The organism is Nocardiopsis listeri NBRC 13360 (assembly GCF_001570765.1).
Classification (GTDB): domain Bacteria; phylum Actinomycetota; class Actinomycetes; order Streptosporangiales; family Streptosporangiaceae; genus Nocardiopsis; species Nocardiopsis listeri.
In genome coordinates this window covers 21960-38007 of sequence record NZ_BCSH01000065.1, presented here as the reverse complement: position 1 = coordinate 38007, position 16048 = coordinate 21960, and the positions used below count along the sequence as shown (strand labels likewise).

The 16048-nt window shown below is 67.9% G+C and carries 15 protein-coding genes and 1 riboswitch; of the genes, 9 read left to right on the top strand and 6 right to left on the bottom strand.

What is annotated here, in order from left to right:
• Positions 1 to 110: 110 nt before the first annotated feature.
• A complete protein-coding gene (gene pip / locus NLI01S_RS19470) occupies positions 111 to 1067 on the bottom strand; it encodes a prolyl aminopeptidase (protein ID WP_067606681.1) in 957 nt (318 codons plus the stop codon).
• Between the two features lie 39 nt (positions 1068 to 1106).
• Positions 1107 to 1970 carry a DUF4429 domain-containing protein gene (locus NLI01S_RS19465; protein WP_067606680.1) on the bottom strand — a complete coding sequence of 288 codons (864 nt, stop codon included), beginning with the start codon at positions 1968 to 1970 and terminating at the stop codon, positions 1107 to 1109.
• A 191-nt stretch (positions 1971 to 2161) separates the two neighbouring features.
• Here NLI01S_RS19465 and NLI01S_RS19460 point away from each other — a divergent pair, with 191 nt between their 5' ends.
• Positions 2162 to 3886: an AMP-binding protein gene (locus NLI01S_RS19460; RefSeq protein ID WP_067606678.1), complete on the top strand. Its 1725-nt coding sequence runs from the start codon at positions 2162 to 2164 to the stop codon at positions 3884 to 3886.
• 204 nt (positions 3887 to 4090) lie between these two features.
• Positions 4091 to 5152: a 3-deoxy-7-phosphoheptulonate synthase gene (locus NLI01S_RS19455; RefSeq protein ID WP_067606676.1), complete on the top strand. Its 1062-nt coding sequence runs from the start codon at positions 4091 to 4093 to the stop codon at positions 5150 to 5152.
• A 159-nt stretch (positions 5153 to 5311) separates the two neighbouring features.
• Here NLI01S_RS19455 and NLI01S_RS19450 read toward each other — a convergent pair whose 3' ends face one another.
• Positions 5312 to 6220, bottom strand: a complete 909-nt coding sequence (locus NLI01S_RS19450) for a penicillin-binding transpeptidase domain-containing protein (RefSeq protein WP_067606674.1) — start codon at positions 6218 to 6220, stop codon at positions 5312 to 5314.
• Between the two features lie 147 nt (positions 6221 to 6367).
• A riboswitch (glycine riboswitch) is annotated at positions 6368 to 6468 on the top strand.
• A 147-nt stretch (positions 6469 to 6615) separates the two neighbouring features.
• On the opposite strand from NLI01S_RS19450, the gene gcvT reads away from it, so the two are divergent.
• The 7 genes from gcvT to NLI01S_RS19415 all read left to right on the top strand — a co-directional run bounded on the left by gcvT (position 6616) and on the right by NLI01S_RS19415 (position 14282).
• Positions 6616 to 7728 (top strand): glycine cleavage system aminomethyltransferase GcvT, encoded by a 1113-nt coding sequence (gene gcvT / locus NLI01S_RS19445; protein WP_067606672.1) that lies wholly within the window; start codon positions 6616 to 6618, stop codon positions 7726 to 7728.
• Positions 7729 to 7893: 165 nt separating this feature from the next.
• The gene (gene gcvH, locus NLI01S_RS19440) at positions 7894 to 8274 is read left to right on the top strand and encodes a glycine cleavage system protein GcvH (RefSeq protein WP_067606670.1); all 381 of its coding nucleotides are present in this window, start codon (positions 7894 to 7896) and stop codon (positions 8272 to 8274) included.
• A 2-nt stretch (positions 8275 to 8276) separates the two neighbouring features.
• Positions 8277 to 9545, top strand: coding sequence for a serine hydroxymethyltransferase (gene glyA / locus NLI01S_RS19435; protein ID WP_067606668.1), 1269 nt, complete (start codon positions 8277 to 8279; stop codon positions 9543 to 9545).
• An 86-nt stretch (positions 9546 to 9631) separates the two neighbouring features.
• Complete coding sequence (locus tag NLI01S_RS19430; protein WP_067606666.1) at positions 9632 to 11044, top strand: L-serine ammonia-lyase; 1413 nt, start codon at positions 9632 to 9634, stop codon at positions 11042 to 11044.
• A 273-nt stretch (positions 11045 to 11317) separates the two neighbouring features.
• Positions 11318 to 11977 (top strand): hypothetical protein, encoded by a 660-nt coding sequence (locus tag NLI01S_RS19425; protein WP_067606664.1) that lies wholly within the window; start codon positions 11318 to 11320, stop codon positions 11975 to 11977.
• Between the two features lie 173 nt (positions 11978 to 12150).
• Complete coding sequence (locus NLI01S_RS19420) at positions 12151 to 13656, top strand: N-6 DNA methylase (protein WP_157091078.1); 1506 nt, start codon at positions 12151 to 12153, stop codon at positions 13654 to 13656.
• Positions 13644 to 14282 carry a restriction endonuclease subunit S gene (locus NLI01S_RS19415; protein ID WP_067606660.1) on the top strand — a complete coding sequence of 213 codons (639 nt, stop codon included), beginning with the start codon at positions 13644 to 13646 and terminating at the stop codon, positions 14280 to 14282. The genes NLI01S_RS19420 and NLI01S_RS19415 overlap by 13 nt, the downstream gene beginning before the upstream one ends.
• Before the next feature lie 189 nt (positions 14283 to 14471).
• On the opposite strand, the gene amaP is transcribed toward NLI01S_RS19415, so the two are convergent.
• Genes amaP through NLI01S_RS19400 form a run of 3 tightly spaced genes read right to left on the bottom strand, consistent with a single transcriptional unit; the run spans position 14472 to position 16035 of the window.
• The gene (amaP, locus tag NLI01S_RS19410; protein WP_067606658.1) at positions 14472 to 15062 is read right to left on the bottom strand and encodes an alkaline shock response membrane anchor protein AmaP; all 591 of its coding nucleotides are present in this window, start codon (positions 15060 to 15062) and stop codon (positions 14472 to 14474) included.
• A 2-nt stretch (positions 15063 to 15064) separates the two neighbouring features.
• A complete protein-coding gene (locus NLI01S_RS19405) occupies positions 15065 to 15670 on the bottom strand; it encodes a DUF6286 domain-containing protein (protein WP_067606656.1) in 606 nt (201 codons plus the stop codon).
• Positions 15667 to 16035 (bottom strand): hypothetical protein, encoded by a 369-nt coding sequence (locus tag NLI01S_RS19400; RefSeq protein ID WP_190318530.1) that lies wholly within the window; start codon positions 16033 to 16035, stop codon positions 15667 to 15669. The genes NLI01S_RS19405 and NLI01S_RS19400 overlap by 4 nt, the downstream gene beginning before the upstream one ends.
• Positions 16036 to 16048 lie beyond the last annotated feature (13 nt).

Sequence of the window (16048 nt, the reverse complement as noted above, 5' to 3'; positions counted from 1 at the left end):
CCCACCAGCCACCACCCACCCCCTACACCGGCCCCCTGGAATCCCTCATCCAGCGGAAAGGCCCGGCCCCCGACGGGGCCCGGGCCTTCTCCACGGAGCCGCCGGCACCGCTACCGGGCGAACCGGTCGGTGGCCTCGATGAGACGGTCGAGGATGCCCGGCTCGCTGACCGCGTGCCCGGCGTCGTCGACGACGTGGAACTCCGCCTCCGGCCAGGCGCGGTGCAGGTCCCAGGCGGTGCGCATCGGGGTGCACACGTCGTACCGGCCCTGGACGATGACACCGGGGATGTGCCGAATGCGCTCGGCTCCCTCGATGAGCTGTCCGGGCGTGAGGAAACCCTTGTTGTGGAAGTAGTGGTTCTCGATCCGGGCGAACGCCAGCGCGTAGTCCTCGTCGGCGTAGTTCTCACGCAGCGACGGGTTCGGCAGCAGCGTGATCGTCGAACCCTCCCACACGCTCCACGCGCGGGCGGCCTCCAGGCGCGCCTCACGATCCGGGGAGGCCAGGCGGCGCGCGTAGGCGGCGACGAGGTCGTCGCGTTCCTCCTCCGGAATGGGGGCCAGGTAGGACTCCCACAGGTCCGGGAACAGGTTGGAGGCACCCTCCTGGTAGAACCAGCGGATCTCCTGGTCGCGCAGGGTGAAGATGCCGCGCACGATCAGCTCGGTGACCCGCTCCGGGTGCGTCTGGGCGTAGGCCAGGGCCAGGCAGCTGCCCCAGGAACCACCGAAGACCTGCCAGGCGTCCACTCCGACCATCTCGCGCAGTCGTTCGATGTCCTCGACCAACGCCCAGGTGGTGTTGGTGGACAGGTCCACGTCCATGCCACTGGCGTGCGGTGTGGAACGTCCGCAGTTGCGCTGGTCGAAAAGCAGGATCCGGTACTTCTCCGGGTCGAAGAGCCTGCGGTGGTCGGGGTTGCAGCCGCCGCCCGGGCCACCGTGCAGGAACACCACCGGCTTGCCCGTGGGGTTGCCGCTCAGTTCCCAGTAGACGCGGTTACCGTCGCCCACTTCGAGCATCCCGGAGTCGTACGGTTCGATCGACGGATACAAGGTGCGCAAGGCTTGGCCTTTCGTGACTGTGGCGGGGCCGGACCGGGATCAGAGCCGGTCCAGTAGTTCCGCCTTCTTGGTGCTGAACTCGTCCTCCGTCAGCAACCCCTCGGCGTGCAGGCGACCGAGCTCACGGATCTTCGCGAAGATCGCGTCGCCGTCGCCGCCGGCGGCCTCGAGCGCGGCGGGTTCCTCCACCGACACGGTGTGGCTGTTGACGGTGGCCGCCATGAGGAGGGTCTCGTCGCTGCCCTTGGCCCCGTGCGAGACCAGGGTGAAGAAGTCGTTCTCCAGGTCGGAGGTCTCGGTCAGGGTCACTCCGCGCAGGACCACCCGCAGGAAACCCTCACCGAAGTCGACCTGCGGGGTCCAGTGGACGCGGTCGATCTCGGAGAGTCGGTACTCGCGGAACTGTTCTCGTTCCTTGGGGGTACTGGTCATCCACCCGTCCCACTGCAACCGCACCCGTTCTCCGTCGAAGGAGGCGGAGCCCTCGGCGGTGCGCACCTGTAGGGGTGGCCGGGCCACCAGCGCCCGAGCGACCGCGGCGGGGTCCTGCGGTTCCTGTGTCATCTCGCGGGCGAAGCGGGCGGAGGCGGAGAGTTGTTCGGAGAAGTACTCGGCGACCAGTTCCTTCTCGTGCGCTCCGGTCAGCAACAGCGGGGTGGACGCGACCCCCGTGGTGTCCAGGTCGGTGTAGGGGTCGGCCCCGTCCGCCAGGCGCATCCGCAATCGCCACCCTCGTTTGCGGTCGCCCGGGTCGAACTCCACTTCGCGCACCGCGGCGAGTGGCACCGTGCAGTGTCCCAGCGCCTTGAACAGTTGTGGAACCTTGCGCCCGGTCCCGAAACCGACTCGTACCCGCTCCTCGTCGAAACGCCAGATCGCGTGGTGCCCGTGTAGCTCCTCCATGGTCCACCACCTTAGAGGGGGCGTCCCACGACACAAAGCCCGCGTCGGTGCGGTTCCAGGCGGCCCTGCGGGCGTCACCGGGGGCCGTCGCGGGTAGAACCTCAGGGGCACACCCCGACCCACCGTCCACACGGCGGTGGCGGCCCGTGGACGGCGCGCGGCGCGCGCCGGACCCGAATCGGAGGTCTTCGATGTCGAAAGGGATGTCCGAGGGCGCGCGGGAGTTCCGTGCCGCACGGGACCTGCTCTTGCAACGTCAGGAGGACCGGGAGGACCAGGAGACCGTCCGCCGCGAGTTCGTCTGGCCCCGGCCCGAACACTTCAACTGGGCGCTCGATCACTTCGACCACGTGGCGACGACCCGACCGGATCGGACGGCGTTGTGGCTGGTGGAGGAGGACGGCACCGAGACCCGCCACACCTACCGGCGGTTGTCCGAACGCTCCGACCAGGTCGCGAACTGGCTGCTTTCACAGGGCGTCCACTCCGGTGACCGGATCATGGTGGCCTTGGGCGACCAGGTCGAACTGTGGGAGATCACGCTGGCCGCGATCAAACTGGGCGCGGTGGTCTGTCCCACCTCACCGACACTCTCGGAGGGCGACCTGGTGGATCGACTGGACCGAGGCGAGATCTCGCACGTGGTCTGCTCTCCCACCGAAACCGAACTGTTCGACCCGTTGAGAGGTCACTGGACGCGGATCTGCGTGGGCTACATGGAGGGCTGGCTCAGCTACCCCGACTCCGAACACGCCGGGCTGGAGTTCCAACAGCCCAGACCGACCGCCCCGGACGATCCCCTGCTGATGTACTTCACCTCGGGAACCGCCACCGCGCCCAAGCCGGTCACCCACACTCAGAGTTCCTATCCCATCGGGCACCTGTCCACCATGTACTGGCAGGGGGTGCGGCCGGGGGACATCCACCTCAACGTGTCCGCGCCCGGGTGGGCCAAACACGCCTTCGGTGGCTTCTTCGGCCCGTGGAACGCCGAGGCGACCGTGCTCGTGGTCAAGCAGACCAAGTTCGATCCCGAGAGGTTCCTCGACGCGCTGGCGCACCTCGGGGTGGACACCCTGTGCGCTCCGCCCACGGTGTGGCGGATGCTGGCCCGGGCCACCCCCGGGGCGTATCGGGTGGACCTGCGCGAGGCCGTGGCCACGGGGGAACCGCTCGATCCCGAGGTGATCCGCCACTTCCAGGAGGCATGGGGCATCACCGTGCGCGACGGGTTCGGGCAGACCGAGACGACCATGCTCATCGGCAACGGCCCCGGACAGCCGGTGGTCATCGGTTCCATGGGCCGCGCGCTGCCCGGATACGACATCTCGATCATCGACCCTGTCACCGAGGAACCCTCCGACACCGGCGAGATCCGTGTGGACCTGGGCAACGCCCCGGTGGGCGCGATGCGCGGCTACTCCGACGATCCCGAACGCACCCGCCGCAGCACCCGCGCGGACCGGTACCGCACCGGGGACATCGCCTCGGTGGATTCTCACGGTCACATTACCTATATCGGCCGAATCGATGACGTGTTCAAGGCGTCGGATTACCGCATCTCACCATTCGAACTGGAAAGCGTTCTGGTCGAACACGAATACGTGGCGGAGGTGGCCGTGGTCCCCTCCCCCGATCCGCTGCGACTGGCGGTGGTCAAGGCGTACGTGACCACGGTCGACGGGGTGGCGCCCGACTCCGAGAGCGCGCGGGCCATCCTGCAGTACGCGCGCGATCGACTCTCCCCGCACAAGAGGGTCCGCCACCTGGAGTTCGCAGACCTGCCCAAGACCCACTCGGGTAAGATTCGACGGGTGCACCTGCGCCGGGCGGAGGCCGAACGCGGCACGGTCACCGACGGCACACGCAACCCGCGTGAGTTCTGGGAGGAGGACCTCCCCGGGTTGAAGGAATGATCCCTCCTCGCCCGCCGGGTCCCGAATAACCGCGACCGCGCCTTTTCGTCTCAAACCATGAGACGAAGTCCGGGCAATTGCGCAAATGTGTCCTTTCCCATCCCCGCGATCCGGTGGAACAACTCACGTCACCGTGCCGGCACCGATGTGCCGCGCTACGGTTTCAGCACCGCAACGAAACGATCGGACGGGAACAGGGAAACGATGACGAGCACCAATGACACACGGGTGGCGAGTTACAAGCCGCTCATCGCGCCCCGGGACCTGCTCGCGGAACTTCCGCTCGGCGACGCGAGTACCGCCCTGGTCGAGAGCTCGCGCGCCGAGGTCAAGCGTGTCCTGGACGGGGAGGACGACCGTCTACTGGTCGTCGTCGGCCCGTGTTCGGTGCACGACACCGAGTCCGCCATGGACTACGCGAACCGCCTGGCCGAGCTGGTGCCGTCGATCAGCGCGGATCTATGCGTGGTCATGCGCGTGTACTTCGAGAAACCCCGCACGACCGTGGGGTGGAAGGGTCTGATCAACGACCCGGGCCTGGACGACACCTACGACGTGCACCGTGGTCTGCGCACCGCCCGCAAGCTCCTGTTGGACATCAACGCGCTGGGGCTGCCCGCCGGGACCGAGTTCCTCGACCCGATCACCCCGCAGTACATCGCCGACGTGGTGTCCTGGGGTGCCATCGGCGCCCGCACCACCGAGAGTCAGGTGCACCGTCAGCTGAGCAGCGGCCTGAGCACCCCGGTCGGGTTCAAGAACGGCACCGACGGTGACGTGCAGGTCGCCGTGGACGCCGTGGGCGCGGCCGCCGCCTCGCACACCTTCTTCGGTGTGGACCCCAGTGGTGCCGGTTCGGTCGTGGAGACCCAGGGCAACCCGGACTGCCACGTCATCCTGCGCGGCGGACGCAGCGGCCCCAACCACGACGCGGCCTCGGTGGGCTCCGCCCTGGAGGTCATCGGCCAGGCCGGTCTGCCGCAGCGGCTGATGATCGACGCCAGCCACGCCAACAGCGGCAAGGACCACGTCCGTCAGGTCGGTGTGGCCCAGGAGATCGCCGACCAGGTCGCCGAAGGCCAGAAGGGGATCATCGGCGTGATGTTGGAGAGCTTCATCGAGGAGGGTGCCCAGAAGCTCGGGGACCCGGCCGCGCTGACCTACGGCCAGTCCATCACCGACAAGTGCATGGGCTGGGAGACCACCGAGGGTGTGCTGACCAACCTCGCCGAGGCCGTGCGTCGGCGCCGCAAGAACGCCGTCTGACCCTCGACCCCACGACGTGGAGGGGCTCGACACACGGATCCGTTCGGTGTCGAGCCCCTTTTCCGCGTTTCCAGGGGCCGCCCTCGTCGGTGGGCCGGCGAAGGGCAGCGCTTCCGCGCCGGTTCCGTCGATGAGGGTGAGGTTCCGGTCCGGGCCTGTTCAGGCGCCCGCGGCGCTCGGCGGGAGCACGTCGAGTTCCACCAGGAAGTCGCGTCCCAGCGACTCGCGCAGTTCGGGGTCGGTGTCCTCGTCCATGTCCAGACGCAACGCGAACGTGTGCAGGTCGTCCCCGTTCTCCACCCAACCGACCCACCAGCCCGGCACCGGATCGGCCTCCGCGCCGAGACCGGTCCGCCCGTACAGGGCGTAGTCGTCACCGCGTTCGATCTCCAGCATCTCCCGCAGGGCCTCCTGGTGCCCCACCTCCACCGGCAGGTCGGCGCGGACCAGCGCCGCCAGGAACGTGGTCTGCTCCACCGCCGTGATCTCCAGCGGACCGTCCACCCAGAACCGGTCCAGTTCGCCGTCCTCGCCCACCTTGCGGTTGCCGTAGTCGAACCGGTCCACCCAGGTGGACATCCGGTCGTAGCCGATGCGTTCGGCGACCTCCTGGTGCAACGACACGTCGGGGGTGGGCAGGGATTCGCGCAGACTCAGCTCGTCCTCGCCCCCGTCGGAGACCACCTCGTCGAGGTCGGACACCACCCCCGTCTCCAGGGCGATGAGCGTGTTCGGGAGCTTGAAGGTGGAGGCCGGGACCGCCCGTTCGCGGGCCTGCTCGGCGTCCACCACGACCACGGAGGCCTCACGCACGTCGTGGAGCACGAAGGTGCCCTCCGTCCCCGCCTCATCCAGCAGCGAGGCGAGCTCGGGGCGCTCCACCGCCTCCAGGTCACCGAAAGCGATCGGGGTACCGCTCTGGCCGGGTCGGTCGGGCCGGTCCACCTCGGGTTCGGCCTCACCACCCGAGCACGCGATGCCCGCCACAAGGGTGAGAACGGAACCGGTGGCGGCCAGGGCGAAGCGGGCCGTCCTGGGAGAACGGATGGTGGCGGTGTCGATACGCACTCGGCTCCTCCAGCGGTGTTCGAGGAAACGTCCGATCCCAAGCTAGGCCATGATCCCGTTCCGGTCCCCGGCTTCCGAAGGGTCGTCCACAACCCGTCGGCCGCTCTTGGGCGCCCTGTGTCGCCGCTGCTAGGCTGAACCCGTTGCTGACCCCGTACGGGAGAGCGCCCACGTAACCAACGCGGGCCGCCGAAGGAGCAATCCCTCCCCACAGACAACCTCTCAGGCACACGGACCGTACGGGCGAGACCACTCTGGAAAGCAGGGACGACGTACCCTCGCCGAAGGTGCAAGCCACACCGCGTGCGTGGCGAAGCTCTCAGGCACCCATGACAGAGGGGGAGGATGGCAACGCCTCAACGCAACGATCGACGCCCATCCTCTCGGGAGTGCCCATGTCAGAGTCCACCGCCACGCCCCGCCTGACGGCGTTGCGCAAGACCCACGAAGAGGCCGGGGCCACCCTCGTCGACTTCGCCGGCTGGCTCATGCCGCTGCGCTACGGCAGCGAGACCGCCGAACACACCGCGGTCCGCGAGGCCGCCGGACTCTTCGATCTCTCCCACATGGGCGAGATCCGTCTGAGCGGCCCGCAGGCGGCCCAGGCCCTCGACAACGCACTGGCCGGCCACCTGTCCAAGCTGAAGGTCGGCCGCGCCCGCTACACCATGCTCACCGCAGAGGACGGCGGCGTCCTCGACGACCTCATCGTGTACCGCCTGGACGAGGAGGAGTTCCTCGTCGTGGCCAACGCGGTCAACGTCCCGGTGGTCGCCTCCGCCCTGGCCGAACGCGCCGTCGGATTCGCCGTCGAGGTCGTCGACGAGTCCGCGGACTACTCCCTCATCGCCCTACAGGGTCCCAAGGCCGTCGAGATCCTCGCCCCGCTCACCGACGCGAACCTGGACGAGATCCGCTACTTCGCCGGCTACTCGTACAGCGTCGCCGGGGTCCCCGTACTCCTGGCCCGCACCGGCTACACCGGCGAGGACGGCTTCGAGATCTTCATCAAGCCCTCCGACAAGGCACCCGAGATCTGGGCCGCCCTCATGGACGCCGGCGCCGAGCACGGGCTGGTCCCCGCCGGGTTGTCGGCCCGCGACACCCTGCGCCTGGAGGCCGGGATGCCGCTCTACGGCCAGGAACTCACCGCCGAGCTCACCCCCTTCGACGCCGGACTGGGCCGCGTGGTCAAGTTCGAGAAGGGCGACTTCGTGGGCCGCGCCGCCCTTGAGGAGGCATCGCGCACCGCGCGTGCCCGGCGCCTGATCGGGTTCGTCGCCCGCGGCCGCCGCCCGCTGCGCAAGGGTCAGGACGTCCTGCGCGACGGCGCCGTAGTCGGAACCATCACCAGTGGCGCCCCCTCCCCCACCCTGGGCCGCCCCATCGCCATGGCCTACGTGGACGGCGACCTCGACACCACGACCGGCACGTTCACCGTCGACGTGCGTGGCCGTGGCGAGGAGGTCGACGTGGTCGAACTTCCGTTCTACCAACGGAAGTCGTAGGAGCGGGGTCCCCTTCGGACCCCCGCAGGACCTGCACGCGCCACCATCCGGATCCCCACGAGGGACCGGAACGGTCGGGGCGTGACCAGGCGTAGGTCGGGTCGGGCCGGCGCGTCCGACGGGCGCACGGCACACAAAGGACGAGCATCTCCAAGGAGAGTTGAAGTGAGCGTTCCCACGGAGCTGGGTTATACCGCCAAACACGAGTGGGTCGTGATCAAGGACGGGGTGGCCACCGTCGGCATCACCGCGTTCGCGGCCGAGTCACTGGGCGACATCGTCTTCGTCGAGGCCCCCGCCGTCGGGGAAGAGGTCAACACGGACGACCCGGCCGGCGAGGTCGAGTCCACCAAGTCCGTCAGCGAGATCTTCTCGCCGGTCAACGGTGAGGTCACCGAGATCAACGAGACCCTCGAAGAGGCACCCGAGACGATCAACTCCGACCCCTACGAGAGCGGTTGGCTGTTCAAGGTCCGGGTGTCCGAGGAACCCACGGACCTGCTCTCCGCCGCGGAGTACACCAAGCTGATCGAAGGCGAGAACTGAATATGACCAGCGACAACCTGCTCAACCAGACCCTGAGCGAGCTGGACCCCGAGGTCGCCGCGGCGGTCGACGCCGAACTGGGCCGACAGCGCGACACCCTCGAGATGATCGCCTCGGAGAACTTCGCCCCCCAGGCGGTTCTGGAGGCCCAGGGCACGGTCCTGACCAACAAGTACGCCGAGGGCTACCCGGGCCGCCGCTACTACGGTGGCTGTGAGCACGTCGACGTGATCGAGCAGCTCGCCATCGACCGCGCCAAGGAACTCTTCGGCGCCGAGCACGTCAACGTGCAGCCGCACTCGGGCGCCCAGGCCAACACCGCGGTGTACTTCGCCCTGCTCAAGCCGGGCGACACCATCCTGGGTCTGGACCTGGCCCACGGTGGTCACCTCACCCATGGCATGCGGATCAACTACTCCGGCAAGATCCTCAACGCGGTGGCCTACCACGTGCGCGACGAGGACGGCACCGTCGACTACGACGAGGTCGCCGCCCTCGCCAAGGAACACCGTCCGAAGATGATCGTCGCGGGCTGGTCCGCCTACCCGCGTCAGCTGGACTTCGAGCGGTTCCGCAAGATCGCCGACGAGGTCGACGCCCTGCTCATGGTCGACATGGCGCACTTCGCCGGTCTGGTCGCGGCCGGGCTGCACCCCAACCCGGTGCCGTTCGCCGACGTGGTCACCACCACCACGCACAAGACCCTGGGTGGTCCGCGCGGCGGCATGATCATGACCAAGGCCGAACTGGCCAAGAAGATCAACTCCGCGGTGTTCCCCGGTATGCAGGGCGGTCCGCTGGAGCACGTGATCGCGGCCAAGGCGGTCTCGTTCAAGGTCGCCGCGAGCGAGGAGTTCGCCGAGCGTCAGCGTCGCACCGTCGCCGGTGCCCGCATCCTCGCCGAGCGCCTGACCCGACCGGACACGACCGAGGCGGGCGTCAAGGTCCTCACCGGTGGCACCGACGTCCACCTCGTCCTGGTGGACCTGGTGGACTCGCCGATCAACGGCCAGGAGGCCGAGGACCTGCTGCACGAGGTCGGCATCACGGTCAACCGCAACGCGGTGCCCAACGACCCGCGTCCGCCGATGGTCACCTCGGGCCTTCGGGTCGGTACCCCGGCCCTGGCCACTCGTGGCTTCGACGAGGACGACTTCCGCGAGGTCGCCGACGTCATCGCCGAGACCCTCAAGCCGGAGCGGGACATCGCCGCCCTGCGCGCGCGGGTCGACGCCCTGGCCGCCAAGCGACCGCTCTATCCGAACCTGTAGCGGCGTTTCCGCCGTGCGGGCCCGGCCGGGTCCGCACGGCGTCGTTCCCCACGGCCCGAACCCTGTGCTCAACGAGGAGGACAGCCATGGCCATCAGCACCTTCGACCTGTTCAAGATCGGTATCGGACCCTCCAGTTCGCACACCGTCGGCCCGATGAAGGCCGCGACGACCTTCGTGTCGAGGTTGGCCGATGACGGTCCACTCGACCGGGTCGCGCACGTGCGGGCCGAGCTGTACGGCTCCCTGGCGCTCACCGGCAAGGGGCACGGCAGCGACACCGCCGTGATCTTGGGGCTGATGGGGCACACACCCGAGGGGGTGGACGTGGACGCGGTCCCCCTGCTCGTCGAAGAGGTCCGCGTATCCCGGACCCTTCGTCTGGGCGGCCCGGACGGCCCGAAGGTCTCCTTCGACCCGGCCGTGGACGTGGACTTCCGCCGCAAGGAGAGCCTGCCCGACCACCCGAACGGGATGCGGTTCGTGGCCCTGGACTCCGTCGGGGTGGAGTTGGCCGCCAAGGTGTACTACTCCGTGGGCGGCGGGTTCGTCGTGGACGAGCGGGCCGCGGGAGCGGACCGGATCAAGGCCGACGACACCGAACTGCCCTACCCCTTCTCCTCCGCCGAGGAGCTGCTGGAGCTGTGCGAACAGACCGGCATGTCGATCAGTGCCCTTGTGTTCGCCAACGAGCAGGCGTTCGGGCGCACCCCCGAGCAGATCCGTTCCGAGCTCCTGGAGACCTGGGCCGTGATGCGCCAGTGCGTGCGGCGCGGCGTGATGACCGAGGGCAGTCTGCCCGGCGGCCTGAAGGTGCCCCGTCGGGCGCACCGCCTCTACCGCCAACTGGGCGGCAACTGTGACGAGAGTGGCCTGCTCGCGCCCACCCACGTCGATCCGGACCCCATGCGCGGCAGCGACTGGATCAGTCTGTACGCGCTCGCGGTCAACGAGGAGAACGCGGCGGGCGGGCGGGTGGTGACGGCCCCGACCAACGGTGCGGCCGGCATCGTGCCCGCGGTCCTGCACTACTACCTGCATTTCAGCCCGGGCGCGGGCGACGAGGGCGTGGTGCGGTTCCTGCTGACCGCGGCGGCCATCGGCATACTGTTCAAGCAGAACGCGTCGATCTCCGGTGCCGAGGTGGGTTGTCAGGGCGAGGTGGGTTCGGCGTCCTCGATGGCGGCCGCGGGCCTGGCCGAGGTCCTGGGCGGTTCCCCGGCCCAGGTGGAGAACGCCGCGGAGATCGCCATGGAGCACAACCTGGGCCTGACCTGCGACCCGATCGGCGGCCTGGTCCAGATTCCGTGCATCGAACGCAACGCCCTGGCCTCGGTCAAGGCCATCAGTGCCACCCGTATGGCCCTGCGCGGCGACGGCAGCCACTTCGTGAGCCTGGACAAGGTCATCAAGACCATGCGCGACACCGGCCGTGACATGCACGACAAGTACAAGGAGACCAGCCGCGGCGGCCTCGCCGTCAACGTCATCGAGTGCTGAGGACGACCACTCGGGGAGTGTTAACAGAAACGCGCACTCCAGTGCGCTTGCACTAGACGTCCGCCATGTGTACCGTCGTTCTTGAAAAGTGGTGCACGCGGCAGCGTTCGTAAGGAAACGGCCGTCGGGGATCGGGCGAGGTCCACCCTGGAAAAAGCTGTGCCCCGGGTGGCGTGCTGAGCAGAGGCGGCCCGGGGCTTACCTTCCCGACGATACCACGTGGAACTCGGAACAAACACCCTCCGCCCCCGGCCGAGTTGGAAGAAGGTCCTCTTGAGCGACGACATGCCCGAGTGGATGTACACCGTCTACTCTCGCCCGCGCCTGGCTCCCTACATCGCCAACTGCGACGGAGACACCACCAGAGCGGCCAACCTGTACAACTGGAACGTCGCTGTCTCCGCTGCCTTCTACCACCCTTTGCACGTCCTCGAACTGGCGCTGCGCAACTCCATGCACGACCGGTTGTCCGACCACTTCGAGCGAGCGGACTGGTGGCACGCGACCCGGCTCCATCACAAGGGCTCCCAGCTCGTCGACCAGGCAAGGGACACCTGTCTTCGGCGAGGCTCCCAAGCGACTCCGGACGACATCGTCACCGAACTCTCCTTCGGGTTCTGGTCCTTCCTGTTGGTCGCCCGGTATGACCGTAGCCTCTGGCGAACGGCCCTGCACCGCGCCTTTTCCTTCTATGGCGGTCCTCGAGAAGACCTACGCAAGGAACTGGACTACCTGCGCACCTTCCGCAACCGGATCATGCACCATGAGCCCATCCATCACCGCCATCTGGAAGCGGATCACAGCACGATCTACCGTGTCCTGTCCTGGATCAACCCGGAGGCGGCCGGCGGTATCAGGCATCAGGACCGGGTTCCCGAGATACTCCTGGTCAAGGAACGGATGCGCTGGAACGACCTTCCGCCGAGTGGCTGAGGAGAACCACCGTGGACAAGAGCAGCCCAGAACTCGTATCACGCGCGCAACTCGCCAGGTACGCCGAGGTCAGCCGGGCCGCGGTCACCAACTGGCGCAAGCGGGGACCTGATTTCCCCGATCCCGCAGACGTGGAAAGGGAGCTGTTCGACCTCGACCGGGTCATCGGTTGGTTGTCCTCGCGTCTCATCCCGGTGAACGCCCGCCACCCGCACGAGCCGGTCGGTACCACCTACGCAAACCGGGTCCGCGCCAATGCGGAATCCGAAGTACTCGAACGCGACCAGAACGCCCCGCGCGGGGCCCCCACCGATGTCGGCGACGTCGAGAAGGCCGTCTTCCACGCACTGGACGACCTTCGAGGAACGTGCAGGACGGAAGAGGCCGCGCTTCTGATCGGAACGCTCATCTTTCTCCGCTCCCGGTCCGGTCACCAGTGGAACCTCCTGTGTGAGCGGACCGGTAAGGGCACCGTCGACGGGACCGTGTTCGCGACAGACTTCGACCGTTTCCTCCCCTCCTTCGTCTCGGACTCCTTGCGAACACTGGGTCCTGACGCCTTCGCCGCAGCCGTTTCCAGGATCGACGCGATCGATGTCCAAAGCGGAGACCGGGACGTGATGACGGCTGCCTTTGACTACCTCCTTTCCTTTTTGGAGAAGAGCGGAGACCGCCGCTACGGGGGACTCCGCACACCGTCGTCCGTGGTACGCACGATGGTCGACCTTCTCGCGGCTGATGAACCCTTGGACAGTGTGTACGACCCGCACTGCCGGACCGGCGAATTCCTAAGGGCGATCGTCCGAGCGCAGTCGGAACTCAGCCCACCGAAGGCCCCCCGTGTGAGCGGCATCGGATTGAGCGAGCGGGGCCTCGGTTTCGCCAGAATGAACATGTTGCTCCACGGGACAGACGCCGAATTCAGCCACTCCGGTTTTCCCTGGGATCATGACGCCGGCAGCGATAGTGCGGACCTCGTACTGGCCAACCCACCCTTCAACATGGTGTCACCGCCCCTCCAGGACGAAGAGCCCAAAACGACCTTCCGATACGGTACGCCTCCCAAAGAAAACGCCAACTTCGCCTGGCTCCAACACGCTATCGAGCGTCTATCGCCAACAGGAAGGGCAGGGGTGTTGATGGCCAACAGCGCTTCACGCTCCACTAACGCCAAAGAGGTGGCCATCAGGTCCGGAATGGTCGAGGACGGTGCCGTGGAATGCGTCATCGCCTTGCCCGATCGTCTTTTCCATGAGACCTCCATCCCCGTGACCCTGTGGATGTTGAGGGCTCCCACCGGGAGGCCCGAGGACGTCCTGTTCATCGACGCGAGCGGACTCGGCCAGATGGCCTCACGTACACAGCGGGTCCTCCGAAAAGAGGATGGCGAGCTAATCCGCCGTACACACCGCGCATGGCGTGACGGCAAGGCCGACAAAGCCCAACCCGACGCCTCCGGTATCAGCCACATCGCCACGATCCAGGAGATCCGCGACGCACAGTACTCACTTCACCCTCCGTCCTACGTGACCGGCGGCGCCCGAAAGGAGAACCCGGCGGCGCAGATGGACACGCTCGACTCGCTCCTGCGGCGACTGCGTTCACTCGAATCCGAGGTCCCCGGTATCGATGCCCGGGCCAGTCGACTGTTGCGGGAGGTTCAGCGGTGGATTCCCTGAGCGAATCGGGAGCCAAGGGCTGGGGCGAGTACCGCTTGGACGAGGTGTGCGAGCTCCAGGCGGGCCCCTCCGGGGCGAGCCTGCCCTCCCGGGAGTTCCTCGAAGAAGGTACTCCGTTGGTCAGGCCCGGGAACATCTTGGACCGGCGGGTATCGGACTCCGGTCTGGTCCACTTGGCGGTCTCCACCGCTGAGCGGCTACGACGGTATCGGCTCGAACCGGGAGATGTCGTCGGCACGAGAACCGGGACACTCGGTCGGTTCGCCCTCGTCATTCCCGAACAATCAGGGTGGATGTACAGTACCCAACTGATTCGGATCCGTCCTTCCGACCGTGTGGACCCGACCTACCTGGTGCATTACCTCACTCTGCCCACGGTTGGGCACTGGATCAACAGACACATCTCTGGAAGTACGGTCAAGTCGATCACGGTGAACACCCTGGGTTCACTCCCCACATCGCTACCGCCTCTGCACACTCAGCGTGCGATCGGGGTCTCCCTCCAGGCACTGGACGACAAGGTCCGTCTGCACTCGGAAATCAGCAGGACCACCGCTGAACTGCACGACACCTTGGCTCCCATGCTGTTCTCCGGCCGGGTTCCCGTTCCAATACCCGATCCGTGACCGGCGGCGTCCGTCGACCTCGGCGGGAATGGATCGGGGCCGAAGCGGGTTGTACGGAGGGCACGGCCAAGGGCCTGGCTCGAGCGCTTCCACCCGTTCGCCGGTCCACGGTCGTCACCCCGGGTCTGGTGGCTCGAGCACCGCTCGCCACCAGACCCGCCCTTTTCCGGCCCGGGCCTTCGTGCCCGGTCAGGCCAGGACGCGACGGGGGTTCTTGGCCGGAGCCGTCATCGACATCCGGATGACCGCCGGAACGCTCTCCAGGTCGAGCGAGGACCTCAGGTTGGCGAGCGCCTCCTCACGAACCCGGTGCCACACCCGCGCCACGTCCGCGTCCTCGTCCAGGGTGAGCGCCAACCGCAGGTGTGGTTCCTCGCCGGACTCGGTCAGGCGCGCCTTGGCCCGGCGCACTCCTGGATACTCGGCGACCTCCTGTTCGAGGGCGCCGCGGGCCGCGCTCTCCGACATCTCCACGTTGCCCTCGTCGCCTCGGTCCAGATACAGGCGGCTCACCGTGTCGTTCATGCCCTGCACCAACAACCAGCGAAGGGCCAGGAACCCGGCGACGAAGGCCACCGCCACGGCCACGTAGGGGACCCACTGACCGGCCAGGATCCCTCTGGCGGTGTCGCTCAGCAGGGGTTCGCCGGCCGGCCCCGAACCGAAGAGTCCCTGCCCGGCCGCGAGGGCCGCCGCGCCGGCCGCGAGCAGCAAAGTCCCGACGATCACCAGGCCCAGGCGATTACCCCGGGCCGACCTGCGGTATCTGTCGCGCGCCATCGCTAACCTTCCGCGTATCGAACGTTCGTGACGATCCGCATGCTGCGCAGCGGAGCCAGCTCCTGCAGTCGTCGCTCCACTGACCGGGTCACCTCGGTGGGCAGGTCGCCCGCATCGCGCATCCCGGTGCGCACGTGGACGCGAAGCCTGTTGCCGCGCACCGTGACGTGTGCGTTGTCGACCCCACTGACCTCCTGGGCGGCGGCTGCCACCGCGCGACGCAGCGCCGGGCGGGTAAGCCCCACCACGAGAGCGGGGTCGTCGGTGCGCAGCGCGGTCCATCGGCTCCGTCCCGGGGCCAGCGCCACCACGATCAGCGCCAGCCCGATCAGCGCCAGCACCGCCGAAGCGATCTGGACCGAGGGCTCGGACCAGGTGGTGGTGGCCGCGTAGTCGGTGGCCGCGCCCACCGGGAAGAGCCGCAACGGGTTGCCCGCGAGCGCGGCGATGACCTCGGCCGCGGCGACCACCGCCACCGCCAGGACCAAGAACCCGGTGATCACCGCGGGCCACGAACGACGTGGCCGGAAGGTGTGGACTGCGACCCGCCTGGCTCGGCGGTCCACGCTCTGGGCCGGACGGCCGAGCGCCTCTTCCACGGTGGTCATCGCACCAACTCCGCGATCTCTATGTCGATGTGGTGGACCTGTTTGCCGGTGATCCGCTCGATCCGGTCCTTGACGTGCTCGCGCACGGCGCCGGCCACCCGGGTGACCGATCGTGGATAGTCCACGTCGACCCGAAGCCGTAGCAGGACCACCTCTCCACTCACACTCGCCCGGGCCGACCGGGAACGGGCGGCCCGGGCACCGGAGACCTCACCGGTGGCCTTGCTCGCGGCCTTCTCTATGACGGATCCCGGGATGTCGACGCGCCCCCCGGGATCACGCGTGCGAGCCCGGCTGCCGCTCGACTCGCTCCGTGGGCCCGGCACCTTGTGTTGAGGAACCGTGTCGCTTCGCACCCCGACCACGTTCACTCCCCGT